The sequence below is a fragment of the Klebsiella sp. K-Nf6 genome (assembly GCF_002806655.1).
Classification (GTDB): Bacteria; Pseudomonadota; Gammaproteobacteria; order Enterobacterales; family Enterobacteriaceae; genus Klebsiella; species Klebsiella variicola.
The window spans coordinates 120,131-145,902 of record NZ_PIBN01000010.1 but is presented as its reverse complement, the minus strand read 5'-3'; the positions used below and the strand labels follow the sequence as shown (position 1 = coordinate 145,902).

At 57.7% G+C, this 25,772-nt stretch carries 22 protein-coding genes; 17 read left to right on the top strand and 5 right to left on the bottom strand.

All coding sequences use genetic code 11. The features are described from left to right. Positions 1–9: 9 nt before the first annotated feature. The 16 genes from CWM61_RS17610 to mutT all read left to right on the top strand — a co-directional run bounded on the left by CWM61_RS17610 (position 10) and on the right by mutT (position 20,140). On the top strand, positions 10–1,776 hold the full coding sequence (locus tag CWM61_RS17610; RefSeq protein ID WP_061155767.1) for a peptidoglycan glycosyltransferase FtsI: 1,767 nt from the start codon (positions 10–12) through the stop codon (positions 1,774–1,776). Next, positions 1,763–3,250, top strand: a complete 1,488-nt coding sequence (murE, locus tag CWM61_RS17605) for a UDP-N-acetylmuramoyl-L-alanyl-D-glutamate--2,6-diaminopimelate ligase (protein WP_074386867.1) — start codon at positions 1,763–1,765, stop codon at positions 3,248–3,250. The genes CWM61_RS17610 and murE overlap by 14 nt, the downstream gene beginning before the upstream one ends. After that, positions 3,247–4,605, top strand: a complete 1,359-nt coding sequence (murF, locus tag CWM61_RS17600; protein ID WP_074386866.1) for a UDP-N-acetylmuramoyl-tripeptide--D-alanyl-D-alanine ligase — start codon at positions 3,247–3,249, stop codon at positions 4,603–4,605. The genes murE and murF overlap by 4 nt, the downstream gene beginning before the upstream one ends. Further along, positions 4,599–5,681, top strand: coding sequence for a phospho-N-acetylmuramoyl-pentapeptide-transferase (mraY, locus tag CWM61_RS17595; protein WP_008807434.1), 1,083 nt, complete (start codon positions 4,599–4,601; stop codon positions 5,679–5,681). The genes murF and mraY overlap by 7 nt, the downstream gene beginning before the upstream one ends. A 2-nt stretch (positions 5,682–5,683) precedes the next feature. Beyond that, positions 5,684–7,000: a UDP-N-acetylmuramoyl-L-alanine--D-glutamate ligase gene (gene murD, locus CWM61_RS17590; protein ID WP_061155764.1), complete on the top strand. Its 1,317-nt coding sequence runs from the start codon at positions 5,684–5,686 to the stop codon at positions 6,998–7,000. Continuing rightward, the gene (gene ftsW / locus CWM61_RS17585; RefSeq protein WP_061155763.1) at positions 7,000–8,274 is read left to right on the top strand and encodes a cell division protein FtsW; all 1,275 of its coding nucleotides are present in this window, start codon (positions 7,000–7,002) and stop codon (positions 8,272–8,274) included. The genes murD and ftsW overlap by 1 nt, the downstream gene beginning before the upstream one ends. Continuing rightward, on the top strand, positions 8,271–9,341 hold the full coding sequence (gene murG / locus CWM61_RS17580) for an undecaprenyldiphospho-muramoylpentapeptide beta-N-acetylglucosaminyltransferase (protein WP_008807432.1): 1,071 nt from the start codon (positions 8,271–8,273) through the stop codon (positions 9,339–9,341). The genes ftsW and murG overlap by 4 nt, the downstream gene beginning before the upstream one ends. A gap of 48 nt (positions 9,342–9,389) precedes the next feature. Continuing rightward, positions 9,390–10,865 (top strand): UDP-N-acetylmuramate--L-alanine ligase, encoded by a 1,476-nt coding sequence (gene murC / locus CWM61_RS17575; RefSeq protein WP_100631625.1) that lies wholly within the window; start codon positions 9,390–9,392, stop codon positions 10,863–10,865. After that, positions 10,858–11,778, top strand: a complete 921-nt coding sequence (locus CWM61_RS17570; RefSeq protein WP_074386865.1) for a D-alanine--D-alanine ligase — start codon at positions 10,858–10,860, stop codon at positions 11,776–11,778. The genes murC and CWM61_RS17570 overlap by 8 nt, the downstream gene beginning before the upstream one ends. A 1-nt stretch (position 11,779) precedes the next feature. Then, positions 11,780–12,610, top strand: a complete 831-nt coding sequence (gene ftsQ, locus CWM61_RS17565) for a cell division protein FtsQ (protein WP_004204342.1) — start codon at positions 11,780–11,782, stop codon at positions 12,608–12,610. Next, on the top strand, positions 12,607–13,869 hold the full coding sequence (ftsA, locus tag CWM61_RS17560) for a cell division protein FtsA (RefSeq protein ID WP_004204343.1): 1,263 nt from the start codon (positions 12,607–12,609) through the stop codon (positions 13,867–13,869). Before ftsQ ends, ftsA begins: the two co-directional genes overlap by 4 nt. A 62-nt stretch (positions 13,870–13,931) precedes the next feature. Next, a complete protein-coding gene (ftsZ, locus tag CWM61_RS17555) occupies positions 13,932–15,083 on the top strand; it encodes a cell division protein FtsZ (protein ID WP_002888628.1) in 1,152 nt (383 codons plus the stop codon). Positions 15,084–15,183: 100 nt separating this feature from the next. Next, positions 15,184–16,101, top strand: a complete 918-nt coding sequence (lpxC, locus tag CWM61_RS17550) for a UDP-3-O-acyl-N-acetylglucosamine deacetylase (RefSeq protein WP_002888632.1) — start codon at positions 15,184–15,186, stop codon at positions 16,099–16,101. Positions 16,102–16,424: 323 nt separating this feature from the next. Then, positions 16,425–16,922, top strand: a complete 498-nt coding sequence (secM, locus tag CWM61_RS17545; RefSeq protein WP_061155761.1) for a secA translation cis-regulator SecM — start codon at positions 16,425–16,427, stop codon at positions 16,920–16,922. A 62-nt stretch (positions 16,923–16,984) separates the two neighbouring features. Beyond that, positions 16,985–19,690: a preprotein translocase subunit SecA gene (gene secA, locus CWM61_RS17540; RefSeq protein WP_061155760.1), complete on the top strand. Its 2,706-nt coding sequence runs from the start codon at positions 16,985–16,987 to the stop codon at positions 19,688–19,690. 57 nt (positions 19,691–19,747) lie between these two features. Further along, complete coding sequence (mutT, locus tag CWM61_RS17535) at positions 19,748–20,140, top strand: 8-oxo-dGTP diphosphatase MutT (RefSeq protein WP_061155759.1); 393 nt, start codon at positions 19,748–19,750, stop codon at positions 20,138–20,140. Positions 20,141–20,192: 52 nt separating this feature from the next. Here mutT and yacG read toward each other — a convergent pair whose 3' ends face one another. Genes yacG through coaE form a run of 3 tightly spaced genes read right to left on the bottom strand, consistent with a single transcriptional unit; the run spans position 20,193 to position 21,760 of the window. Beyond that, complete coding sequence (yacG, locus tag CWM61_RS17530; RefSeq protein WP_061155758.1) at positions 20,193–20,387, bottom strand: DNA gyrase inhibitor YacG; 195 nt, start codon at positions 20,385–20,387, stop codon at positions 20,193–20,195. 9 nt (positions 20,388–20,396) lie between these two features. After that, complete coding sequence (zapD, locus tag CWM61_RS17525; protein WP_100631624.1) at positions 20,397–21,140, bottom strand: cell division protein ZapD; 744 nt, start codon at positions 21,138–21,140, stop codon at positions 20,397–20,399. After that, the gene (gene coaE, locus CWM61_RS17520) at positions 21,140–21,760 is read right to left on the bottom strand and encodes a dephospho-CoA kinase (protein ID WP_100631623.1); all 621 of its coding nucleotides are present in this window, start codon (positions 21,758–21,760) and stop codon (positions 21,140–21,142) included. The genes zapD and coaE overlap by 1 nt, the downstream gene beginning before the upstream one ends. Before the next feature lie 343 nt (positions 21,761–22,103). On the opposite strand from coaE, the gene CWM61_RS17515 reads away from it, so the two are divergent. Then, positions 22,104–23,147 (top strand): GMP reductase, encoded by a 1,044-nt coding sequence (locus CWM61_RS17515; protein ID WP_008807421.1) that lies wholly within the window; start codon positions 22,104–22,106, stop codon positions 23,145–23,147. Positions 23,148–23,183: 36 nt separating this feature from the next. Here CWM61_RS17515 and hofC read toward each other — a convergent pair whose 3' ends face one another. Continuing rightward, on the bottom strand, positions 23,184–24,389 hold the full coding sequence (gene hofC, locus CWM61_RS17510) for a protein transport protein HofC (RefSeq protein ID WP_100631622.1): 1,206 nt from the start codon (positions 24,387–24,389) through the stop codon (positions 23,184–23,186). After that, a complete protein-coding gene (gene gspE, locus CWM61_RS17505; protein WP_100631621.1) occupies positions 24,379–25,764 on the bottom strand; it encodes a type II secretion system protein GspE in 1,386 nt (461 codons plus the stop codon). The genes hofC and gspE overlap by 11 nt, the downstream gene beginning before the upstream one ends. Positions 25,765–25,772 lie beyond the last annotated feature (8 nt).

The window sequence follows — 25,772 nt, the reverse complement described above, 5'->3', positions numbered from 1 at the left end:
TTGCGACGGATGAAAGCAGCGCCAAAAACGCCAAAAGCAAAGCGTCAGGAAGAACAGGCCAACTTTATCAGTTGGCGTTTTGCGTTGCTGTGCGGCTGTATTCTGCTGGCGTTGACTTTCCTGCTGGGGCGTGTCGCCTGGCTACAGGTGGTCAGCCCCGATATGCTGGTGCGTCAGGGCGATATGCGCTCGTTGCGCGTACAGGAAGTGTCTACCGCGCGCGGGATGATTACCGACCGCTCCGGGCGGCCGCTGGCGGTCAGCGTGCCGGTGAAGGCTATCTGGGCCGATCCGAAGGAACTCCATGATGCCGGCGGGGTCACCCTGGATACGCGCTGGAAGGCGCTGGCGGATGCCCTCAATATGCCGCTGGATCAGCTGGCAACGCGCATCAACACCAATCCGCGGATGCGTTTTATCTATCTGGCGCGTCAGGTTAACCCTGACATGGCCGACTACATCAAAAAGCTGAAGCTGCCAGGCATTCATCTGCGCGAAGAGTCCCGTCGTTACTATCCTTCCGGAGAAGTAACCGCTCACCTCATTGGCTTCACTAACGTCGACAGCCAGGGGATTGAAGGGGTCGAAAAAAGCTTTGATAAATGGCTCACTGGTCAGCCGGGCGAACGTATCGTGCGTAAAGACCGCTATGGCCGTGTGATTGAAGACATCTCTTCTACCGACAGCCAGGCGGCACACAACCTGGCGCTGAGTATCGACGAGCGCCTGCAGGCGCTGGTTTATCGCGAGCTGAACAACGCCGTGGCCTTTAACAAAGCGGAGTCAGGTACTGCCGTTCTGGTAGACGTTAACACCGGCGAAGTGCTGGCGATGGCCAACAGCCCATCGTACAACCCGAATAATTTCGCGGGCACCTCCAAAGATACCATGCGTAACCGCGCCATTACCGACGTGTTCGAACCGGGTTCAACGGTGAAACCGATGGTGGTGATGACGGCGCTTCAGCGCGGCATCGTTAACGAAAATACGGTGCTGAATACCATTCCCTATCGAATTAACGGCCACGAAATCAAAGACGTGGCGCGCTACAGCGAATTGACCCTGACCGGGGTGCTACAGAAGTCGAGTAACGTCGGTGTTTCTAAGCTGGCGTTAGCGATGCCGTCCTCAGCGTTAGTAGATACTTACTCACGTTTTGGGCTTGGAAAGGCGACCAATTTGGGGTTGGTCGGAGAACGCAGTGGCTTATATCCTCAAAAACAACGGTGGTCTGACATAGAGAGGGCCACCTTTTCTTTCGGCTATGGGCTAATGGTAACCCCGTTACAGTTAGCGCGAGTCTACGCAACGATTGGCAGCTATGGCATCTATCGCCCGCTGTCGATTACCAAGGTTGATCCACCGGTTCCGGGCGAGCGCGTCTTCCCGGATTCACTCGTTCGTACCGTCGTTCATATGATGGAAAGCGTGGCGCTGCCCGGCGGCGGCGGCGTGAAAGCGGCGATCAAAGGCTATCGCATCGCGATTAAAACCGGTACGGCGAAAAAAGTGGGGCCGGATGGCCGCTATATCAACAAATATATTGCTTACACCGCAGGCGTTGCGCCCGCCAGCCATCCGCGCTTCGCGCTGGTGGTGGTGATCAACGACCCGCAGGCAGGTAAATACTACGGTGGCGCCGTTTCCGCGCCGGTGTTCGGTGCCATCATGGGCGGCGTATTGCGCACCATGAACATCGAGCCGGATGCGCTGGCAACGGGCGAAAAAAGTGAATTTGTAATTAATCAAGGCGAGGGAACAGGTGGCAGATCGTAATTTGCGCGACCTACTCGCTCCGTGGGTGCCAAACGCACCGGAGCGCATTCTGCGAGAGATGACGCTGGACAGCCGGGTGGCTGCTTCCGGCGATCTCTTTATCGCGGTACAGGGTCATCAGGCGGACGGGCGTCGTTATATCCCGCAGGCGATAGCGCAAGGTGTGGCTGCCATTATTGCTGAAGCGCAGGGCGAGGCTGAAGACGGTGAGATCCGTGAAATGCACGGCGTGCCGGTTATCTACCTGAGCCAGCTTAACGAACGTCTATCGGCGCTGGCCGGGCGTTTTTATCACCAGCCATCGCAACAGCTGCGTCTGGTGGGCGTCACCGGTACTAACGGTAAAACGACCACCACCCAACTGCTGGCGCAGTGGGCGAAACTGCTCGGCGAAACCAGCGCAGTGATGGGTACCGTTGGCAACGGCCTGCTGGATAAAGTCGTGCCGACCGAAAATACCACCGGTTCTGCGGTAGACGTTCAGCATGTGCTCTCCAGTCTGGTCGAGCAGGGGGCAACCTTCGGCGCGATGGAAGTCTCTTCCCACGGTCTGGTGCAACACCGCGTGGCGGCGCTGCAGTTTGCCGCCTCGGTGTTTACCAATCTGAGCCGCGACCACCTCGACTACCATGGCGACATGGAGCACTACGAAGCGGCGAAATGGCTGCTGTACTCGACCCATCATTGCGGTCAGGCCATCGTCAATGCTGACGATGAAGTCGGGCGTCGCTGGCTGGCGAAACTGCCGGATGCGGTGGCGGTGTCGATGGAAGATCATATCAATCCGAACTGCCACGGCCGCTGGCTGAAGGCCACCGGGGTTAACTATCACGACAGCGGCGCGACCATCCAGTTTGACTCCAGCTGGGGTAAGGGTGAAATCGAAAGCCGCCTGATGGGCGCCTTTAACGTCAGCAACCTGCTGCTGGCGCTGGCCACGCTGCTGGCGCTGGGCTATCCGCTGGCCGATTTGCTGAAAACCGCAGCGCGTTTACAGCCAGTATGTGGCCGTATGGAAGTGTTCAGCGCGCCGGGTAAACCGGCCGTGGTGGTGGATTATGCCCATACCCCTGACGCGCTGGAAAAAGCGCTGCAGGCCGCGCGCCTGCACTGCAGCGGCAAGCTGTGGTGCGTTTTCGGCTGTGGCGGCGACCGTGATAAAGGCAAGCGTCCGCTGATGGGCGCTATCGCTGAAGAATTTGCCGACATCGTGGTGGTCACTGATGACAACCCGCGTACTGAAGAGCCGCGGGCGATCATCAACGATATTCTGGCCGGGATGCTCGATGCGGGTCATGCGAAGGTGATGGAAGGCCGCGCGGAAGCGGTCACTAACGCTGTGATGCAGGCGAAAGAGAACGACGTGGTGCTGGTGGCGGGTAAAGGCCATGAAGATTACCAGATCGTCGGCAATCGCCGTCTGGATTATTCCGACCGCGTCACCGTCGCGCGTCTGCTGGGAGCGGTAGCATGATTCGCTTTACGTTAAGCCAGCTCGCCGCGATCACCCATGGCGAACGGCAGGGTAGCGACATCGCTATCGACGAGGTGACCTCCGATACCCGTAAAGTGACGGCGGGCTGCCTGTTTGTGGCGCTGAAAGGCGAGCGTTTCGACGCTCACGATTTTGCCGAACAGGCGAAAGCCGCTGGCGCTGGCGCACTGCTGGTGAGTCGCCCGCTGGCCTGCGATCTCCCGCAGGTGATCGTGAAAGATACCCGCCAGGCTTTCGGTGAGTTAGCCGCCTGGGTGCGTCAGCAGGTACCGACCCGGGTCGTCGCCCTGACCGGCTCGTCCGGTAAAACCTCGGTCAAAGAGATGACCGCGGCGATCCTTAGCCAGTGCGGCAACACACTGTATACCGCCGGCAACCTGAACAACGATATCGGCGTACCGATGACCCTACTGCGTCTGACCAAAGAGCATCAGTACGCGGTGATCGAACTCGGCGCCAATCACCAGGGCGAAATCGCCTGGACCGTCAGCCTGACGCGTCCGGAAGCGGCGCTGGTCAATAACCTCGCTGCGGCGCACCTTGAAGGCTTCGGCTCGCTGGCAGGCGTGGCGAAGGCGAAGGGCGAAATCTATACCGGTCTGCCGGAAAATGGCATCGCTATTCTCAATGCCGACAATAACGACTGGCTGAACTGGCAGACGGTGATTGGCGATCGCAAAGTGTGGCGCTTCTCACCGAATGCGGCCAACAGCGACTTCACGGCGACCAACGTGCAGATCACCAGCCACGGTACCGAATTTACGCTGCAGACCCCAACCGGCAATGTTGACGTACTGCTGCCGTTGCCGGGACGCCATAACATCGCTAACGCGCTGGCGGCAACCTCGCTGGCGATGGCGGTTGGCGCCGATCTGGCGGCGGTAAAAGCCGGTCTGGCGCAGTTGCAGGCCGTTCCGGGGCGTCTGTTCCCGATCCGACTGACGGAGAGCCAGCTGTTGCTGGATGACTCCTACAACGCCAACGTTGGTTCGATGACCGCGGCGGTGCAGGTACTGTCAGAGATGCCCGGCTTCCGGGCGATGGTGGTCGGCGATATGGCGGAGCTTGGCGCGGAAAGCACGGCCTGCCATCGCGAAGTCGGCGAAGCGGCGAAAGCAGCAGGGCTGGATTGCGTTCTCAGCGTCGGCACCTTGAGCGCGGATATCAGCCGCGCCAGCGGCGTGGGCAAACATTTTAATGATAAAGCCGCAGTAGTGGCTCGCCTGCGCGAGCTGCTGGCGGAGCACAAGATAATGACCATTTTAGTGAAGGGTTCACGTAGTGCCGCCATGGAAGAGGTAGTACGCGCATTACAGGAGACTGGGACATGTTAGTATGGCTGGCCGAACATTTGGTCAAATATTATTCCGGCTTTAACGTCTTTTCTTATCTGACGTTTCGCGCCATTGTCAGCCTGCTGACCGCGCTGTTCATCTCATTGTGGATGGGCCCGCGCATGATCGCCCGTCTGCAAAAACTCTCCTTCGGCCAGGTCGTACGTAACGACGGTCCGGAGTCCCACTTCAGCAAACGCGGCACGCCGACCATGGGGGGGATCATGATCCTCACTGCGATCACCGTCTCCGTTCTGCTGTGGGCTTACCCCTCCAACCCGTACGTCTGGTGCGTACTGACGGTATTAATCGGCTACGGGATCATCGGCTTTGTTGATGATTACCGTAAAGTCGTGCGCAAAGATACCAAAGGCCTGATCGCCCGCTGGAAATATTTCTGGATGTCGGTGATTGCGCTGGGCGTGGCGTTCGCGCTCTATCTGGCGGGGAAAGACACCCCGGCGACCGAGCTGGTAGTGCCATTCTTTAAAGATGTGATGCCGCAGCTGGGCCTGCTCTATATCCTGCTGGCTTACTTCGTTATCGTCGGTACCGGCAACGCCGTCAACCTGACCGACGGCCTCGACGGCCTGGCGATTATGCCGACCGTCTTCGTTGCGGCCGGCTTCGCGCTGGTGGCATGGGCCACCGGCAACATGAACTTCGCCAACTACCTGCACATTCCCTATCTGCGCCATGCCGGCGAGCTGGTGATCGTCTGTACGGCGATTGTCGGCGCGGGTCTGGGCTTTCTGTGGTTTAACACCTATCCGGCGCAGGTCTTTATGGGCGACGTCGGTTCGCTGGCGCTCGGCGGCGCGCTGGGCATTATCGCCGTGCTGCTGCGTCAGGAATTCCTGCTGGTGATTATGGGCGGCGTTTTCGTCGTGGAGACTCTGTCGGTGATCCTGCAGGTTGGCTCCTTTAAGCTGCGCGGTCAGCGCATCTTCCGTATGGCGCCGATTCACCATCACTATGAACTGAAGGGCTGGCCGGAGCCGCGCGTTATCGTGCGCTTCTGGATTATTTCGCTGATGCTGGTGCTGATTGGCCTGGCGACGCTGAAGGTACGTTAATCATGGCAGATTATCAGGGTAAAAAAGTCGTCATTATTGGGCTGGGTATGACCGGCCTGTCATGCGTGGACTTTTTCATGGCGCGCGGCGTGACGCCGCGTGTAATGGACACCCGCGTCGCGCCTCCGGGGCTGGATAAACTACCCGAATCGGTCGAGAGCCATATTGGCGGGCTCAATGATACCTGGCTGCTGGCGGCGGATCTGATTGTCGCCAGTCCCGGGATCGCGCTGGCCCATCCTTCCCTGAACGCGGCGGCCGATGCTGGCGTAGAAATCGTTGGCGATATCGAACTGTTCTGCCGCGAAGCGCAGGCGCCGATTATCGCCATTACCGGCTCTAACGGTAAAAGCACCGTCACTACCCTGGTGGGCGAGATGGCGAAAGCGGCCGGGGTTAACGTCGGCGTGGGTGGTAATATCGGCCTGCCGGCGCTGATGCTGCTGGACACCGATCGTGAGCTGTATGTGCTGGAGCTCTCCAGCTTCCAGCTGGAAACCACTTCCAGCCTGCAGGCTGTGGCGGCAACCATCCTCAACGTGACTGAGGATCATATGGACCGCTATCCGCTTGGGCTGCAGCAGTATCGTGCGGCGAAGCTGCGAATTTACGAGAATGCAAAAACCTGCGTGGTGAACGCGGACGATGCGCTCACGATGCCGGTACGCGGCGCGGACGATCGCTGCATCAGCTTTGGTGTCGATGTCGGTGACTACCACCTTAACCGCCAGCAGGGCGAAACCTGGCTGCGGGTCAAAGGTGAGAAAGTGCTCAACGTGAAAGAGATGTCCATCACCGGGCAGCATAACTACAGCAATGCGTTAGCGGCGCTGGCGCTGGCCGATGCCGCAGGCCTGCCTCGGGCCAGCAGCCTGAAGGCATTGACTACCTTCACCGGCCTGGCGCATCGCTTCCAGTTGGTGCTGGATCACAACGGCGTCCGCTGGATTAACGATTCAAAGGCGACCAACGTCGGCAGCACCGAGGCGGCGCTGAACGGCCTGCAGCTGGATGGCACGCTGTATCTGCTGCTGGGCGGCGACGGCAAGTCCGCTGATTTTACTCCGCTGAAGCGCTACCTTGGCGGCGATCGTATTCGCCTGTACTGCTTTGGTCGCGACGGTGCCGAACTCGCTGAGCTGCGTCCGGACGTGGCGGTACAAACTGAGACCATGGAACAGGCGATGCGTCAGATTGCTCCCCTGGTGAAAGCGGGCGATATGGTCCTCCTGTCGCCAGCCTGCGCCAGCCTGGATCAGTTTAAGAACTTTGAACAACGGGGCGATATTTTTGCCCGTCTGGCGAAGGAGTTAGGTTGATGCGTTTCTCTCTCCCACGCCTGAGAATGCCGCAGCTGAGCTTGCCTCGGTTGAGACTACCGCGACTGCCGGGGATGTTTATCTTCGCCTGGCTGTTCGCCGCGCTGAAAGGCTGGGTGATGGGCTCGCGCCCGAAAGATAACGACAGTCTGGTGATGTATGACCGGATGCTGCTGTGGCTGACCTTCGGCCTGGCGGCGATCGGCTTTATCATGGTCACCTCTGCGTCAATGCCGGTGGGACAGCGCCTGGCGAGCGATCCTTTCCTTTTTGCCAAGCGTGATGGCCTGTACATCGTGCTGGCTTTTGTCCTGGCGCTGGTGACGCTGCGGTTGCCGATGGACTTCTGGCAACGCCACAGTACCGCGATGCTGATTGCCTCAATTGTGATGCTGCTGATCGTACTGGTGGTGGGTAGCTCGGTAAACGGGGCATCGCGCTGGATCGCCCTTGGCCCGCTGCGTATTCAGCCGGCGGAGTTCACCAAGCTGTCGCTGTTCTGCTATATCGCCAACTATCTGGTGCGTAAAGCCGACGAAGTGCGTAACAACCTGCGCGGGTTCTTAAAACCGATGGGTGTGATTTTCGTGCTGGCGATCTTGCTGCTGGCGCAGCCTGACCTCGGTACGGTGGTGGTGCTGTTCGTCACCACGCTGGCGATGCTGTTCCTCGCCGGCGCGAAGCTGTGGCAGTTCATCGCCATTATCGGCATGGGTATCTCAGCGGTGGTCCTGTTGATCCTCGCCGAACCGTACCGTATTCGCCGCGTGACTTCCTTCTGGAACCCGTGGGAAGACCCCTTCGGCAGCGGCTACCAGCTGACCCAGTCGCTGATGGCCTTCGGCCGCGGCGAGATGTGGGGGCAGGGCCTCGGTAACTCGGTGCAAAAACTGGAGTATTTACCGGAGGCGCACACTGACTTTATCTTCGCCATTATCGGCGAAGAACTCGGTTATATCGGTGTGGTACTGGCGCTTTTAATGGTATTCTTCGTCGCTTTCCGCGCCATGTCGATTGGCCGTAAAGCGCTGGAGATCGACCATCGCTTCTCCGGCTTCCTCGCCTGTGCCATCGGTATCTGGTTTAGCTTCCAGGCGTTGGTTAACGTCGGTGCGGCGGCGGGAATGCTGCCGACCAAAGGTCTGACGCTGCCGCTGATCAGTTATGGTGGTTCCAGTCTGCTGATTATGTCGACAGCCATCATGTTGTTGTTGCGAATTGATTATGAAACGCGTCTGGAAAAAGCCCAGGCGTTTACGCGGGGTGTTCGATGAGCGGTCAGGAAAAGCGGTTGATGGTGATGGCGGGCGGAACCGGTGGGCATGTGTTCCCGGGGCTGGCGGTCGCGCACCATTTAATGGACCAGGGCTGGCAGGTTCGCTGGCTGGGTACCGCCGATCGTATGGAAGCGGATTTAGTGCCGAAAAACGGCATCGAGATTGATTTTATCCGTATCTCCGGCCTGCGTGGCAAAGGGATAAAAGCGCAACTGTTGGCGCCGGTGCGTATCTTCAACGCCTGGCGTCAGGCGCGAGCGATCATGAAGCGTTTCCAGCCGGATGTGGTGCTGGGCATGGGCGGCTATGTCTCCGGACCTGGCGGTCTGGCGGCGTGGTCGCTGGGGATCCCGGTGGTCCTCCACGAGCAAAACGGTATTGCCGGCCTGACTAACAAGTGGCTGGCGAAGATTGCGAAGAAAGTGATGCAGGCGTTTCCCGGTGCGTTCCCGCATGCGGACGTTGTCGGGAACCCGGTGCGCACCGACGTACTGGCGCTGCCGCTGCCGGGTCAGCGTCTGGTGGGGCGTCATGGACCGATTCGCGTGCTGGTGGTCGGTGGCTCTCAGGGCGCGCGCGTCCTGAACCAGACCATGCCGCAGGTGGCGGCGAAGCTTGGCGATGCGGTGACCATCTGGCACCAGAGCGGTAAAGGCGGCCAGCAAACCGTGCAGCAGGCCTATGCCGCTGCGGGGCAGCCGCAGCATAAAGTGACGGAATTTATTGATGACATGGCCGCGGCGTATGCCTGGGCAGATGTCGTGGTTTGCCGTTCCGGCGCGCTGACGGTCAGCGAAATCGCTGCCGCCGGTTTACCGGCGCTGTTTGTACCGTTCCAGCACAAAGATCGTCAGCAGTACTGGAATGCGCTGCCGCTGGAGAAAGCCGGCGCGGCGAAAATTCTCGAACAGCCTGAGTTCACGGTAGAGGCGGTTGCCTCAACCCTGGCGAGCTGGGATCGGGAAACGCTGTTGGATATGGCGGAACGAGCGCGTGGCGCTTCGATTCCGGACGCTACCGAGCGAGTAGCAGAAGAGGTCAGCGCCGTAGCTTTGGCGCGCTAATTGCGGTGATTTTCACCGCCCGAATGACAGAAGTTGATGGCGTAAAGAATGAATACACAAGATTTGGCAAAACTGCGTTCCATAGTGCCCGAGATGCGTCGCGTCCGGCACATTCACTTTGTCGGCATCGGCGGTGCCGGTATGGGCGGTATTGCCGAAGTGTTGGCTAATGAAGGTTACCAGATCAGCGGCTCCGACCTGGCGCCGAATCCGGTAACCCAACAGCTGTCGCAGCTTGGCGCCACTATTTATTTCAACCATCGCCCGGAAAACGTGCGCGATGCCAGCGTTGTCGTCGTTTCCAGCGCGATTTCTGCGGATAACCCGGAAATCGTTGCCGCACACGAAGCGCGCATCCCGGTGATCCGCCGTGCGGAAATGCTGGCGGAGCTGATGCGCTTTCGTCACGGGATCGCGATTGCCGGAACCCACGGCAAAACCACCACCACCGCGATGGTTTCAAGTATTTACGCGGAAGCCGGACTTGACCCGACCTTCGTCAACGGCGGGCTGGTGAAAGCGGCGGGCGTGCATGCCCGTCTCGGCCATAGCCGTTACCTGATTGCGGAAGCGGATGAGAGTGATGCGTCGTTCCTGCATCTGCAGCCGATGGTCGCGATTGTGACCAACATCGAAGCCGACCATATGGATACCTACCATGGCGACTTCGAGAATCTGAAGCAGACCTTTATTAATTTCCTGCACAACCTGCCGTTCTACGGACGCGCGGTGATGTGCGTGGACGATCCGGTGATCCGTGAACTGCTGCCGCGCGTCGGCCGGCAGATCACCACCTACGGTTTTAGCGACGACGCCGACGTTCGCGTTGAGGATTACCGTCAGCTTGGGGCGCAAGGTCATTTCCGCCTGGTGCGTCAGGATAAAGAGATCCTGCAGGTCACGCTCAATGCCCCGGGACGCCATAACGCATTGAACGCGGCGGCGGCGGTGGCCGTAGCGACGGAAGAGGGGATTGACGACCAGGCGATCCTGCGCGCGCTGGAAAGTTTCCAGGGAACCGGACGCCGCTTTGATTTTCTTGGCGAGTTTCCGCTGGCGGAAGTCAACGGCAAGTCGGGCAGTGCGATGCTTATTGATGACTACGGACATCACCCGACGGAAGTGGACGCCACCATCAAAGCCGCGCGCGCTGGCTGGCCGGATAAAAATCTGGTGATGCTGTTCCAGCCGCACCGTTATACCCGTACCCGCGATCTGTATGACGATTTCGCCAACGTGCTGACCCAGGTCGATGCGCTGCTGATGCTGGATGTGTATCCGGCGGGTGAAGCGCCGATCCCGGGCGCCGATAGCCGCTCACTGTGCCGTACCATTCGCGGTCGCGGTAAAGTTGACCCGATCCTGGTCTCTGACCCGGCCCAGGCCGCGGAGATGCTGGCGTCGGTGCTGACCGGTAACGATTTAGTGCTGGTGCAGGGCGCGGGCAATATCGGAAAAATTGCCCGTCACCTGGCTGAAATCAAACTGGCTCCGCAAAAAACGGAGGAAGAGCGCCATGGCTGATAAAATCGCGGTGCTTTTCGGTGGAACCTCCGCTGAACGTGAAGTGTCGCTGAATTCAGGCGCCGCGGTGCTGGCCGGGCTGCGCGAAGGCGGAGTGGATGCTCATCCGATCGACCCGCGCGACGTCGATATTACCCAGTTAAAAAATCTGGGCTTTAAGAAAGCGTTTATTGCCCTACATGGCCGCGGCGGGGAAGATGGCACGCTGCAGGGGCTGCTGGATCTGATCCAGTTGCCTTATACCGGCAGCGGGGTGATGGCCTCCGCGCTGTCGATGGATAAACTGCGCAGCAAATGGCTGTGGCAGGGGGCGGGATTACCGGTCGCGCCGTGGGTCGCGCTGACCCGCGCACAGTTTACTGCAGGACTTTCTGCTGCTGTTGAACAACAGATTGCGGCGCTGGGCCTGCCGGTCATCATCAAGCCGAGCCGTGAAGGCTCCAGCGTCGGGATGTCGAAAGTCAGCGAAAGCTGCGATTTACCGAGTGCATTGGCGCTGGCTTTTCAGCATGATGATGAAGTTTTGGTCGAAAAATGGCTTAGTGGGCCGGAATTTACCGTCGCCATCGTCGGTGAAGAAATTTTACCGTCAATACGTATCCAGGCCGCGGGAACCTTCTATGATTATGAGGCGAAGTATCTGTCTGATGAGACGCAATATTTCTGCCCTGGATTTGAAGATCCCGCGCGTGAGTCAGACATCCAGAGCCTGGTGCTTAAAGCCTGGAATGTTCTGGGGTGTAAAGGCTGGGGCCGTATTGACGTGATGCTGGACAGCGATGGCCAGTTTTATCTGCTGGAAGTAAATACTTCCCCGGGCATGACCAGCCATAGCCTTGTACCGATGGCGGCGCGTCAGGCAGGAATGAGCTTCTCCCAGCTTGTTGTACGAATTCTGGACCTGGCGGGGTGATATGTCGCAGGCTGCGCTGAATACGCGGAACCATGAAGAGGACGTTTCTTCTTCGCGTCGGAGTAATGGAACGCGGCTGGCAGGGATCGTTTTCCTGCTGGCGGTGCTGTTTACCGTGCTGGTCAGCGGGTGGATGGTTCTTGGCTGGATGGAAGATGCGCAGCGCTTGCCGCTGTCGAAGATGGTGGTGACCGGCGAGCGTCACTATACGCGCAATGATGACATCCGCCAGGCGATTCTGGCGTTGGGTTCACCAGGTACTTTTATGACTCAGGATGTGAACATCATTCAGAGTCAAATTGAACGCTTGCCGTGGATTAAGCAGGCGAGCGTCCGTAAGCAGTGGCCCGATGAATTGAAGATTCATCTGGTTGAATATGTGCCGATTGCGCGCTGGAATGATCAACATATGGTGGATGCAGAAGGAAATGCCTTCAGCGTACCGGCGGATCGCACCAGTAAACAGAATTTACCGATGTTATACGGCCCGGAAGGCAGTGAGAACGAAGTGCTGCAAGGGTATCGTGACATGGGGCAGGTGCTGGCAAAGGATAAATTCACGTTGAAAGTGGCGGCGATGACCGCCCGTCGCTCCTGGCAGTTGACGCTTAATAATGACATTAAGCTCAACCTTGGCCGTGGCGATACCATGAAACGGCTTCAGCGCTTTATGGAACTCTACCCGGTTCTTCAGCAGCAGGCGCAGACCGACGGCAAACGGATTAGCTACGTTGATTTGCGTTATGACTCGGGTGCGGCAGTGGGCTGGGTACCTGCTCCCGCAGAGGAAACTAATCAACAACAGAATCAGGCACAGGCAGAACAACAATGATCAAGGCGACGGACAGAAAACTGGTAGTTGGACTGGAGATTGGCACCGCTAAGGTGGCCGCTTTAGTAGGGGAAGTTCTGCCCGACGGCATGATTAATATCATCGGCGTGGGCAGTTGCCCATCACGTGGTATGGATAAAGGCGGTGTGAACGACCTCGAGTCGGTGGTGAAATGCGTACAGCGCGCCATCGACCAGGCCGAACTGATGGCGGATTGCCAGATTTCATCAGTTTATTTGGCACTTTCGGGTAAACATATAAGCTGTCAGAATGAAATCGGGATGGTACCGATTTCGGAAGAAGAAGTGACGCTGGATGACGTTGAGAACGTGGTCCACACCGCGAAGTCGGTTCGCGTCCGCGATGAACATCGCGTCCTGCACGTCATTCCGCAGGAATATGCCATCGACTACCAGGAAGGGATTAAAAATCCGGTAGGGCTGTCTGGTGTGCGTATGCAGGCGAAGGTGCATCTGATTACCTGCCATAACGATATGGCGAAAAACATTGTTAAAGCGGTGGAACGTTGCGGTCTGAAAGTTGACCAACTTATTTTCGCCGGGTTAGCGGCCAGTTATTCGGTATTAACAGAAGACGAACGTGAGCTGGGCGTCTGCGTCGTGGACATCGGTGGTGGTACAATGGATATCGCCGTCTATACCGGCGGCGCGCTGCGTCATACCAAAGTGATCCCGTATGCCGGGAACGTGGTGACCAGCGATATCGCCTATGCCTTTGGTACGCCGCCGAGCGATGCCGAAGCAATTAAGGTTCGTCACGGTTGCGCATTAGGTTCCATCGTCGGTAAAGACGAAAACGTCGAAGTCCCGAGCGTAGGCGGACGTCCGCCGCGCAGCCTGCAGCGTCAGACGCTGGCAGAGGTGATTGAACCGCGCTATACCGAGCTGCTTAATCTGGTCAACGAAGAGATCCTGCAGCTGCAGGAACAGCTCCGCCAGCAGGGTGTCAAACATCATCTGGCGGCAGGGATTGTGTTAACCGGCGGCGCGGCGCAAATTGAAGGCCTGGCGGCCTGTGCGCAGCGGGTTTTCCATACCCAGGTGCGTATTGGCGCGCCGCTGAACATCACCGGTTTAACGGATTACGCCCAGGAGCCGTATTATTCGACGGCGGTTGGGCTGCTGCACTACGGCAAAGAGTCACATTTGAGTGGTGAAGCGGAAGTCGAAAAACGCGTGACGGCGTCAGTGGGCTCGTGGATTAAACGACTCAACAGCTGGCTGCGAAAAGAGTTTTAATTTTTTAAGAGAACGCAGACAATTAGCGTTCTCAGGCGACAGGCACAAGACGGAGAGAAACTATGTTTGAACCTATGGAACTGACCAACGACGCGGTGATTAAAGTCATCGGCGTCGGTGGTGGCGGCGGTAACGCCGTTGAACACATGGTGCGCGAGCGCATTGAGGGTGTTGAATTCTTCGCGGTGAACACCGATGCGCAGGCGCTGCGTAAAACGGCTGTTGGCCAGACTATCCAGATCGGTAGCGGTATTACCAAAGGTCTGGGCGCTGGCGCGAACCCGGAAGTCGGCCGTAATGCGGCGGACGAAGACCGCGAAGCGCTGCGTGCGGCCCTTGATGGCGCAGACATGGTGTTTATCGCGGCTGGCATGGGCGGCGGTACCGGTACCGGTGCGGCGCCAGTGGTTGCGGAAGTGGCGAAGGATCTGGGTATCCTCACCGTTGCGGTGGTCACGAAGCCGTTTAATTTTGAAGGCAAGAAGCGCATGGCGTTTGCTGAGCAGGGGATCACCGAGCTGTCCAAGCACGTTGACTCACTGATCACCATCCCGAACGACAAGCTGCTGAAAGTACTCGGCCGTGGTATTTCTCTGCTCGACGCGTTCGGCGCGGCAAACGATGTACTGAAAGGCGCGGTGCAGGGTATCGCCGAACTGATTACGCGTCCGGGCCTGATGAACGTCGACTTCGCGGACGTCCGTACCGTGATGTCAGAAATGGGCTACGCGATGATGGGCTCCGGCGTGGCGAGTGGTGAAGACCGTGCGGAAGAAGCGGCTGAAATGGCTATCTCTTCTCCGCTGCTGGAAGATATCGACCTGTCCGGCGCGCGCGGCGTACTGGTTAACATCACTGCGGGCTTCGACCTGCGTCTGGATGAGTTCGAAACCGTGGGTAACACCATCCGTGCCTTTGCGTCGGATAACGCGACCGTGGTTATCGGTACCTCTCTGGACCCGGATATGAACGACGAGCTGCGCGTGACCGTGGTGGCGACCGGTATCGGCATGGACAAGCGTCCGGAAATTACCCTGGTGACCAACAAACAGGTTCAGCAGCCGGTGATGGATCGCTACCAGCAGCACGGCATGTCGCCGCTGACGCAAGAGCAGAAGCCGGCAGCAAAAGTGGTGAACGACAATACGCCGCAAACCGCGAAAGAGCCGGATTATCTGGATATCCCAGCCTTCCTGCGTAAGCAAGCCGATTAAGAATCGACTGGAAGTTGGGCATCTGCGCTCTTTGTGCTAAACTGGCCTCCCGATAGTGGTGTACACTTCGGTTGGATAGGTAAATTGGCGAGATTATACGATGATCAAACAAAGGACTCTTAAACGTATCGTTCAGGCGACTGGTGTCGGTTTGCATACCGGCAAGAAAGTCACACTGACGTTACGCCCTGCGCCGGCAAATACCGGGGTCATCTATCGTCGCACCGACTTGAATCCACCGGTAGATTTTCCGGCTGATGCCAAATCTGTGCGTGATACCATGCTCTGTACTTGCCTGGTTAATGAGCATGACGTGCGGATTTCTACGGTTGAACACCTGAACGCCGCATTGGCTGGCCTGGGTATCGACAACATTATTGTTGAAGTCGATGCACCGGAAATCCCGATTATGGACGGTAGTGCGGCTCCGTTCGTTTATCTGTTGCTGGACGCCGGCATCGATGAACTGAACTGCGCCAAGAAATTTGTCCGTATCAAAGAGACTGTTCGCGTCGAAGATGGCGACAAATGGGCTGAATTCAAACCGTACAATGGTTTTTCGCTGGATTTCACCATCGATTTTAACCATCCGGCGATTGATGCCAGCACCCAGCGCTATACGCTGAACTTCTCGGCCGATGCGTTCATGCGTCAGATTAGCCGTGCGCGTACCTTCGGTTTCATGCGCGATATCGAATATCTGCAGTCCCGCGGCCTGTGCCTGGGCGGCAGCTTCGATTGTGCCATCGTTGTTGACGATTATCGCGTACTGAACGAAGACGGTCTGCGCTTTGAAGACGAATTTGTTCGCCACAAAATGCTGGATGCGATCGGTGACCTGTTTATGTGTGGTCACAACATTATCGGCGCATTCACGGCGTACAAATCGGGTCACGCGTTGAATAACAAACTGCTGCAGGCGGTCCTGGCAAAACAGGAAGCCTGGGAGTATGTGACCTTCGAAGACGACGCAAAACTGCCTATGGCGTTCCGCGCACCGTCGATGGTTCTGGCGTAAGCCTGACCATTCAGTAAATTCGACTGGTAACCTGGTACTCTCTCCGACCAGGGAACCAGTCGTTTTTCTTTTATAACCCCTTCCAGTTATTTTTCGCAGTGATTGCCGGGCAATAATTAGCGTGCGTTCGCTGTTTTATTAAGCGTTTTCCCCGGGCAATCGCCTTCATTCATGCTGCCTCAGCGCGGTAATAATGTTAGTATTTGAGCGCAAAACTATTTCTCCGGGTTGCTTTACCCCGTGGATGTCAGGGTGTCCTGCAAAAAACGCTAATTAAGAGGCAGCCTGAACGATAACGGGTATACCAACGAAAGGTAATAAAAGTGAGTGGATTGCTGACGCGCTGGCGACAGTTTGGCAGACGGTATTTTTGGCCGCATCTCCTGTTGGGGATGGTCGCGGCCAGCTTTGGCCTGCCCGCGCTTAGCAACAGCCATGAAACCGCGACGCCGGCGAAGGCGACGGCCAGCAACCACAATCCGAGCAAAGTCAATTTCTCCCAGCTGGCGCTGCTGGAGAGCAATCGTCGGCCAAACTTTACCGTCGACTACTGGCATCAGCACGCCATTCGCACCGTCATTCGTCATCTCTCCTTCGCGATGGCGCCGCAGGCATTGCCGGTGGCGGAAGAGTCGTCCCCGCTGCAGGCCCAGCATCTGGCGCTGCTCGATACGCTCAGCGCGCTGCTGACCCAGGACAGTACGCCGCCGGTGGTGATCCGCCAGGTGGCTTACATCCCTTCCTCATATTCTGCGTTCCGCGTGAGTGCCTGGATTAGCCAGGTGGCGGGGATCCGCGCAGGGCCTCAACGTCTCAGCTGAAAATAACCACGGACCATCCTATTTTTTGTGACTCCGCACCGCGGGGCGTTTGAGATTTTATTATGCTTATTAAAATGTTAACCAAGGTTTTCGGCAGCCGTAACGACCGTACGCTGCGTCGTATGCGCAAAGTTGTCAATATCATCAACGGTATGGAACCGGCGATGGAAAAACTTTCTGATGACGAGCTGAAAGCGAAAACTGCTGAATTCCGCGCGCGCCTGGAAAAAGGCGAAGTGCTGGAAAACCTGATCCCGGAAGCCTTTGCCGTCGTTCGTGAAGCCAGTAAGCGCGTGTTCGGCATGCGCCACTTCGACGTCCAGCTGCTGGGCGGTATGGTGCTTAACGATCGCTGTATCGCCGAGATGCGTACCGGTGAAGGTAAAACCCTGACTGCGACCCTGCCAGCGTATCTCAACGCGTTGACCGGTAAAGGCGTTCACGTGGTCACCGTCAACGACTACCTGGCGCAGCGTGACGCCGAAAACAACCGTCCGCTGTTCGAATTCCTTGGCATGAGCGTGGGCATCAATATGTCCGGTCTGCCAGCGCCGGCGAAGCGTGAAGCCTACGCTGCCGATATTACCTACGGCACCAACAACGAATACGGCTTCGACTACCTGCGCGACAACATGGCCTTCAGCCCGGAAGAGCGCGTTCAACGTAAACTGCACTATGCGCTGGTGGATGAGGTGGACTCCATCCTGATCGACGAAGCGCGTACCCCGCTGATCATCTCCGGCCCGGCGGAAGACAGCTCTGAAATGTACCGCAAGGTAAACAAAATCATCCCGCACCTGATCCGTCAGGAAAAAGAGGATTCGGATACCTTCACCGGTGAAGGCCACTTCTCCGTTGATGAGAAAGCCCGCCAGGTTAACCTGACCGAACGCGGTCTGGTACTGATCGAAGAGCTGCTGGTCCAGGAAGGCATTATGGAAGAAGGTGAGTCGCTGTACTCCCCGACCAACATCATGCTGATGCACCACGTGACCGCCGCGCTGCGTGCCCATGCGTTGTTCACCCGCGACGTTGACTACATCGTTAAAGATGGCGAAGTTATCATCGTCGATGAGCACACTGGCCGTACGATGCAAGGCCGCCGCTGGTCCGATGGTCTGCACCAGGCGGTTGAAGCCAAAGAAGGCGTGGAGATCCAGAACGAGAACCAGACGCTGGCCTCTATCACCTTCCAGAACTACTTCCGCCTGTACGAGAAACTGGCGGGGATGACCGGTACAGCGGATACCGAAGCCTTCGAATTCAGCTCTATCTATAAGCTGGATACCGTTGTCGTGCCGACCAACCGTCCGATGATCCGTAAGGACATGGCGGATCTGGTCTATATGACCGAAGCGGAAAAAATTCAGGCGATAATCGAAGATATTAAAGATCGTACCGCTGCTGGTCAGCCGGTGCTGGTCGGTACTATCTCGATCGAAAAATCCGAAGTGGTTTCGCGCGAGCTGACCAAAGCCGGCATTAAGCACAACGTCCTGAACGCCAAGTTCCACGCCAGCGAAGCGGATATCGTTGCTCAGGCGGGTTACCCTGCCGCGGTGACCATTGCCACCAACATGGCGGGTCGTGGTACCGATATTATGCTCGGCGGTAGCTGGCAGGCGGAAGTCGCCGCGCTGGAAAATCCGACGCCGGAACAGATTGAAAAAATCAAAGCGGACTGGCAGGTGCGCCATGATGCGGTTCTGGCCGCAGGCGGTCTGCACATCATCGGTACTGAGCGTCATGAATCACGCCGTATCGATAACCAGCTGCGTGGCCGTGCGGGTCGTCAGGGTGATGCCGGTTCTTCCCGCTTCTACCTGTCGATGGAAGATGCCCTGATGCGTATCTTCGCCTCCGATCGTGTGTCCGGCATGATGCGCAAACTGGGGATGAAACCGGGTGAAGCCATCGAGCACCCATGGGTGACTAAGGCTATCGCCAACGCCCAGCGTAAAGTGGAAAGCCGTAACTTTGATATTCGTAAGCAGCTGCTGGAATATGATGATGTGGCCAACGACCAGCGCCGCGCGATCTACACTCAGCGTAACGAACTGCTGGACGTGTCTGATGTCAGCGAAACCATCAACAGCATCCGCGAAGATGTCTTTAAAGCGACTATCGATGCGCATATTCCGCCGCAGTCACTGGAAGAGATGTGGGATATTGAAGGCCTGCAGGAGCGTCTGAAAAACGACTTCGACCTCGATCTGCCGATCAAAGAGTGGCTGGATAAAGAGCCGGAGCTGCATGAAGAGACCCTGCGTGAACGTATTCTGCAGAGCGCGGTAGAAACCTACCAGCGTAAAGAAGAAGTGGTCGGCGCCGAGATGATGCGCCACTTCGAGAAAGGTGTGATGCTGCAGACCCTGGACTCCCTGTGGAAAGAGCATCTGGCGGCGATGGACTACCTGCGCCAGGGTATCCATCTGCGCGGCTATGCGCAGAAAGATCCGAAGCAGGAGTACAAGCGCGAATCGTTCTCTATGTTTGCTGCGATGCTGGAGTCACTGAAGTATGAAGTGATCAGCACCCTGAGCAAAGTTCAGGTGCGGATGCCGGAAGAAGTTGAAGCGATGGAGCAGCAGCGTCGTGAAGAGGCCGAGCGCCTGGCGCAGATGCAGCAGCTCAGTCATCAGAGCGATGATGAGGCCGCAGCCGAGGATCTGGCGGCACAAACCGGCGAGCGTAAAGTGGGGCGTAACGATCCCTGTCCGTGCGGTTCTGGTAAAAAGTACAAACAGTGCCACGGCCGTCTGAGCTAAGGCCTGATAAAAAAACAAAGGCGCAGAATTCTGCGCCTTTTTTATGGAGCTGATTCAATGAAAAAACTGCAAATCGCCGTCGGGATAATTCGCAATCCGCAAGGCGAAATCTTTATTACCCAGCGCGCCGCTGATGCCCATATGGCGAATAAGCTGGAGTTCCCGGGAGGGAAGATTGAATCTGATGAGACGCCGGAGCAGGCACTGATTCGCGAGCTGCAGGAAGAGGTTGGGATTACGGTAAGGTCTGCAACGCTATTTGATAAGCTGGAATATCAGTTCCCCGACCGCCATATTACGCTGTGGTTTTTCCTCGTGGAAAGTTGGCAAGGTGAGCCATGGGGGAAAGAGGGGCAGCCGGGGCGGTGGATGGCGGGACAAACACTGGATCCAGAGGCGTTCCCCCCGGCGAATGAACCGGTTATCAGCAAACTCATCGCCCAGGGCTGAGCATCAGGCTACGATGCTAACCCGATAATTATCGGGTTAGCATGTCGGTAAATCAGGGCTGCTGTTCACTCCATTCATCGCTGTCGGAGAGATCGCCCGCGCTGGGGATACGCTTCTCTTCTGCGGCCCATTCTCCCAGGTCGATCAGCTGACAGCGCTTGCTGCAGAATGGACGAAAGGGACTCTGCTCGCCCCACACCACGTTTTTGCCGCAGGTCGGGCAGTTGACGATGGTCTCTTCAGACATGTTATCTCCTTAGCAGCAGGCCAGTTCAAAATCAAAGCGCTCCGGCACGATCCCATACTCACTATCCAGCGGCATGAAGCGGATGGCGAAACGGCTCTTATGGCCGGAGATCTGCGGATACAGCTGGTGAGCCAGATCGAGGCGCAGGCGTAGCAGGTCAGCATCATCGCCATTATCCTGGTAAAAACCATTGAGGCTGGTCTGTTTACGAAACGGCGCAGAGTTACGGATCAGGTCGAGGATCAGGTTCAGGGACTGTACCAGCGGATCGAGGCTGGTAAGCCAGCTGGCCGCCTGCTCGTCCCGATGCGCCTGTGGCATATGGAGCCAGATATGCAGGGTCGGTAAATCGAAGCTGCAGCAGCCGCCTGGAATACTCAGGCGCTGACGCACCAGCGCAATCAGGCGATCTTCCCGCAGAAACTGACCAATACGCGGCGCGGCCATCAGGGTGCTGGAGGACTGTTTCAGTTGCTGGCGCAGCTCGTTAATACGCTCCTGATCGACGCCCGGCACTTCTGCCCAGGACTGGAGCTTGCGCTGCTGGCGCTCCAGTTCTTTAACCAGGTCGGTACGCACCTCGCCACGCTCCAGCACATCCAGGAGATCGCCGGCGTTACGGAAAAAATGGAGCGCATCGGCATGAGTGGCAATCATCGGATGGAAAGCCATCTGCTGGATCAGAAATTCGATGCGCAGCCAGGTACGCATTTTCTCATTAAGAGGATGTTCAAACAGAACGGGGGTATGCATTACGAGTTTTCCTGTGAGGCGGCCTGCGATGCCAGCGTTAAATACTTTTCGTGCAGGCGGGCAACATCCGATGCCACTGCATTCGGCGTGCCAGTGTTTTCAATAACATCGTCCGCGACTGCCAGGCGCTGCTCGCGCGTGGCCTGAGCGGCAAGAATATGTTCAGCATGTTCGCGGCTGACCTTGTCACGCAGCATGGTGCGTTCGATCTGCGTTTCTTTTGGCACATCGACGACCAGTACGCGATCGGCCTGGCCGGACAGGCGGTTTTCGACCAGCAAAGGTACGACCCAGAGGAGATAAGGGGAGGTAGCAGCCTGCATCTGGCGGCGCGTTTCCTGCTGGATCAGCGGATGTAACAGCGCGTTAAGCCAGGCTTTATCCTCCACGTGAGCAAAAATTTTTTCCCGCAACAGGCGGCGGTTCAGCGTGCCGTCGGGGGCAATCATCTGCGACCCAAAGTGGCTGGCGATGGCCTGAAGCGCTGGGGTGCCAGGTTCGACCACCTGGCGGGCGATAACATCGGCATCAACAACGTTAACCCCGAGCTGCGCGAAGGCGTCGGCGACAGTGCTTTTACCGCTGCCGATCCCACCTGTTAACGCGACTGTGTACCCCATATCTTCTGACCCTGAAACGGATTGCTCGTATTTTTTGCATTCAGACAGCGATGACTGGCCGCACGTCGGAGAGGTGATAGTGATCATATCGTGATAGTCACGTGTCAACCGGGATCGCCGCCCACTATTCTGTTTCTTTTAATCAAGCAAATCAAATGGTTAAAAATAATACGCTGGCGAGGAAAGGCATAAGTGCTTTTTTCTCCATTCACCAGGTAAATTTATACGATTGTAGCGTAAAAAAAGTGAAAATCGCAGTCTTGCGCAGGCCTGATTCGTGCGTATGATAACGTCACTGGAGTTGTGCTCTCACAATAATGCAATTAACCCCAGGAATTCGCACATGCGTATTGAAGAAGATCTGAAGCTTGGTTTCAAAGACGTTCTTATCCGCCCGAAACGCTCTACTCTCAAAAGCCGTTCTGATGTTGAGCTGGAACGTGAATTCACTTTTAAACATTCAGGCCAGACCTGGTCCGGTGTGCCAATTATTGCGGCCAACATGGATACCGTCGGCACCTTCAGTATGGCGAAAGCGCTGGCCACTTTTGGTATTCTGACTGCGGTACACAAGCACTACACCGTTGAGGAATGGCAGGCGTTTGTACAGGGCGCATCCGCAGACGTCCTCAAGCATGTGATGGTTTCCACCGGCACTTCCGATGCCGATTTCGAAAAGACCCAACAGATCCTCTCTCAGAATCCGCAGCTGAACTTTGTGTGCATCGATGTGGCTAACGGCTACTCTGAGCACTTTGTGCAGTTTGTGGCGAAAGCCCGTGAAGCCTGGCCGCAGAAAACCATTATCGCCGGGAACGTGGTCACCGGTGAAATGTGCGAAGAGCTGATCCTCTCCGGCGCCGATATTGTGAAAGTCGGGATTGGCCCAGGTTCCGTCTGCACTACCCGCGTCAAAACTGGCGTCGGCTATCCGCAGCTCTCCGCCGTGATCGAGTGCGCTGATGCGGCACATGGCCTGGGCGGCCAGATCATTAGCGACGGCGGATGCACCATGCCGGGCGATGTGGCGAAAGCTTTCGGCGGCGGCGCCGATTTCGTGATGCTCGGCGGCATGCTGGCGGGCCATGAAGAGAGCGGCGGAACTATCGTTGAAGAGAACGGGGAAAAATTCATGCTGTTCTATGGCATGAGCTCCGAGTCGGCGATGACGCGCCATGTGGGCGGTGTCGCGAAATACCGCGCGGCGGAAGGGAAAACCGTTAAGCTGCCGCTGCGTGGCCCGGTGGACAATACTGCTCGCGATATCCTTGGCGGCCTGCGTTCAGCCTGCACCTATGTTGGCGCTTCGCGTCTGAAAGAGCTGACCAAACGGACGACCTTTATCCGCGTTCAGGAACAAGAGAACCGGATATTCAATAGCCTGTAATCGGCTTCGCTGGCGCCTGTGCTGCGCCAGCGTTTCTCACCCTCCCGCCCCACCAATGGCATCGCCCAGATGAAAAATGGGCAAATACATCGCCACCACCAGGATGCCGACCAGTGAGCCGGTTATCACCAGCATGAGGGGTTCGAGATGCGCAGCCAGACTGTCGGCTCGCTGATGCGTTTGCTCTCGATGATGGCGCGCCAGATTTTCCAGCATCTGATCCAGCGCCCCCGCGCTTTCACCCGTACGGATGAGCTGCAGGCACAGCGGAGTGAAACCGCCGCACCGGCTTAACGCCTGCCAAATCGGTTCCCCCTGGGCTATCAGCGTACGGGCTTGCGCCAGGCGCTGGCGCCAGAGCGGGCACGACAGAGTTGCTTCCACACTTTGCAAACCCTGCAGAAAGCTAATACCGGCGCTTTGGGTTAACGCCAGGACGGTGAAGATCAGGCTCAGCTGTTGGCCGCCGATCAGGGGGCCGATGAGAGGGAGCGCGTTCAGCAGCCGCTGGCGACGCAGCAACCAGTCGCTACGCCGCCGGACCAGCTGGTTGAGCAGCAGCGGGCTCAGGAAAAGGGCCAGCAGTAGCGGCCAGCCGCGACTGAGCATGTCGCCTGCCGCAACGACCATCCTCGTCAACAGCGGCAGCGGCGTACTGAACGTCTGGTAGATGGCGGTGAACTCGGGCAGGACAAAATAGAGCATTCCCAGCACCACCAGCAGCGCCAGGGCGAGCACAATCAGCGGGTAACGCAGCGCTTTTTTGACCTTGCCGGCGAGCCTCTGCTGCTCCTGCTGTTGGTTGGCCAGCTGCAGGCAGCAGATATCAAGCTTGCCTGTCAGTTCGCCGGTGCTAATCATCGCCAGATAAAGTGGCGGAAAGGCTTGCGGCCACTGCGCCAGCGCGGTAGAGAAAGCTACACCCTGAGCCAGCTCGCGGCCCAGAGCCTCAAGCAGGGCTTGCCACTGGGCGTGCGGTTGCTGCTGCGCCAGTAGCGATAAACCGTCCGCCAGCGGCAGGCCGGCCTGCAGCAAGGTGGCGAGCTGACGGATCGTTTCGCTGCTGTAGCGAGGGTGCCAGAGGCTCAACTTCACTGCACAGCGGCGCACGGCCAGCGGCATGACGTGCTGCTGCTGCAGGTGATGCAGCACCTCCAGACGACTGGTTTGCCATAGCATCCCCTGGCTCGGGGCGCCGTGCGCATCGATACCGCGCCAGCGCCAGAGACGTTTAGTCGCCATGGGGGATCCCCAGCACCCGCACCACCTCTTCAAGGCTGGTCAGCCCTTGTTCGATAGCCTGACAGCCGCTTTCAAAAAGCGTCATCATCCCCGCGGCTCGCGCCAGAGATTCAATCTCAATGGCATTCAGCCCCTGGACTATTCCCTGGCGTAACCCGGGGGTGACAGGCATGACCTCAAATAGCGCCAGCCTGCCGTGATACCCGTGATAACAGTGTTCGCAGCCAGCCGCCTGCCAGCGCGGCAGCGGGCGCGGCCACAGGCTGTGCGGCAGGTCGGCGGCGCTACCGACATTGCGCCGACAGTGGGGGCACAGCTTGCGGACCAGGCGCTGGGCGATAACCAGCGAGAGCGCTGAAGATATCATCCAACGGGCAATGCCCATTTGCTGCAGGCGAGTAAGGGTTTCGCTGGTGGAGTTGGTGTGCAGGGTGGAAAGCACCAGGTGGCCGGTCTGAGCGGCTTTGAGCGCGATTTCAGCGGTCTCGGCATCGCGGATCTCGCCCACCATGACAATATCCGGATCCTGGCGTAACAGGGCACGAAGTACGCTGTGAAAGGTGAGTCCGGAATGCGGATTAATTTGCGTCTGATTCATCCCGGCGATGGGGATCTCCAGCGGATCCTCAACGCTACAGATGTTCACTTGCTCCCGGTTTCTGGCCTGGAGGGCGCTGTAGAGGGTCACCGTTTTACCGCTTCCGGTCGGGCCGGTGACCAGCAGTAGACCCTGCGGCTGATTCAGCGCCTGGCGAAAGGCCGCCAGCTGGGAAGAGGAGAGCCCGAGGGCCTCCAGATCCAGGGCCTGGTCAACCTGATGCAGAAGACGCAGGACAATTTTTTCGCCATAGCGGCAGGGCAGAGTGGCGATGCGAAAGGAGAGCGGTCGTCCGCCGAGGTTCAGCGCGAACTGACCATCCTGTGGTAAACGATGCTCGGCGATATCCAGACTGGCCATCACCTTGAGTCGCGCGATAACCGGTGCGGCCAGCTCGGGGGCCAGCAACGGCAGGGCGTGAAGGACGCCATCGACCCGCAGGCGGATGCGTAAATGCGTTTCCGTGGGTTCGATATGAATATCGGACGCCCGCTGACGCAGAGCCTGTTCGAGGATCTGGTTGACCCGTTCGGCAATATTCTCTGGCCCCGCATTTTGCGCCAGTTGCGCCTGCTTTTCCTGGGCCTGCAGACGCTTGTCCATCTGTTCCTGGCTCCAGCATTCAATATCGATTCGCTTTTGCGTCGCGAAGCGCAGCGCCTCCATCAGTTCCGCCGGTGGGGTATCGACCACCGCAATGGCTATTGTCTGCTCGTCGCTATGCAGCAGCATGGCGTGATAGCGGCGGCAGAGAGGGATCAGTTGTTCTGTTTTCATGTGTTTGC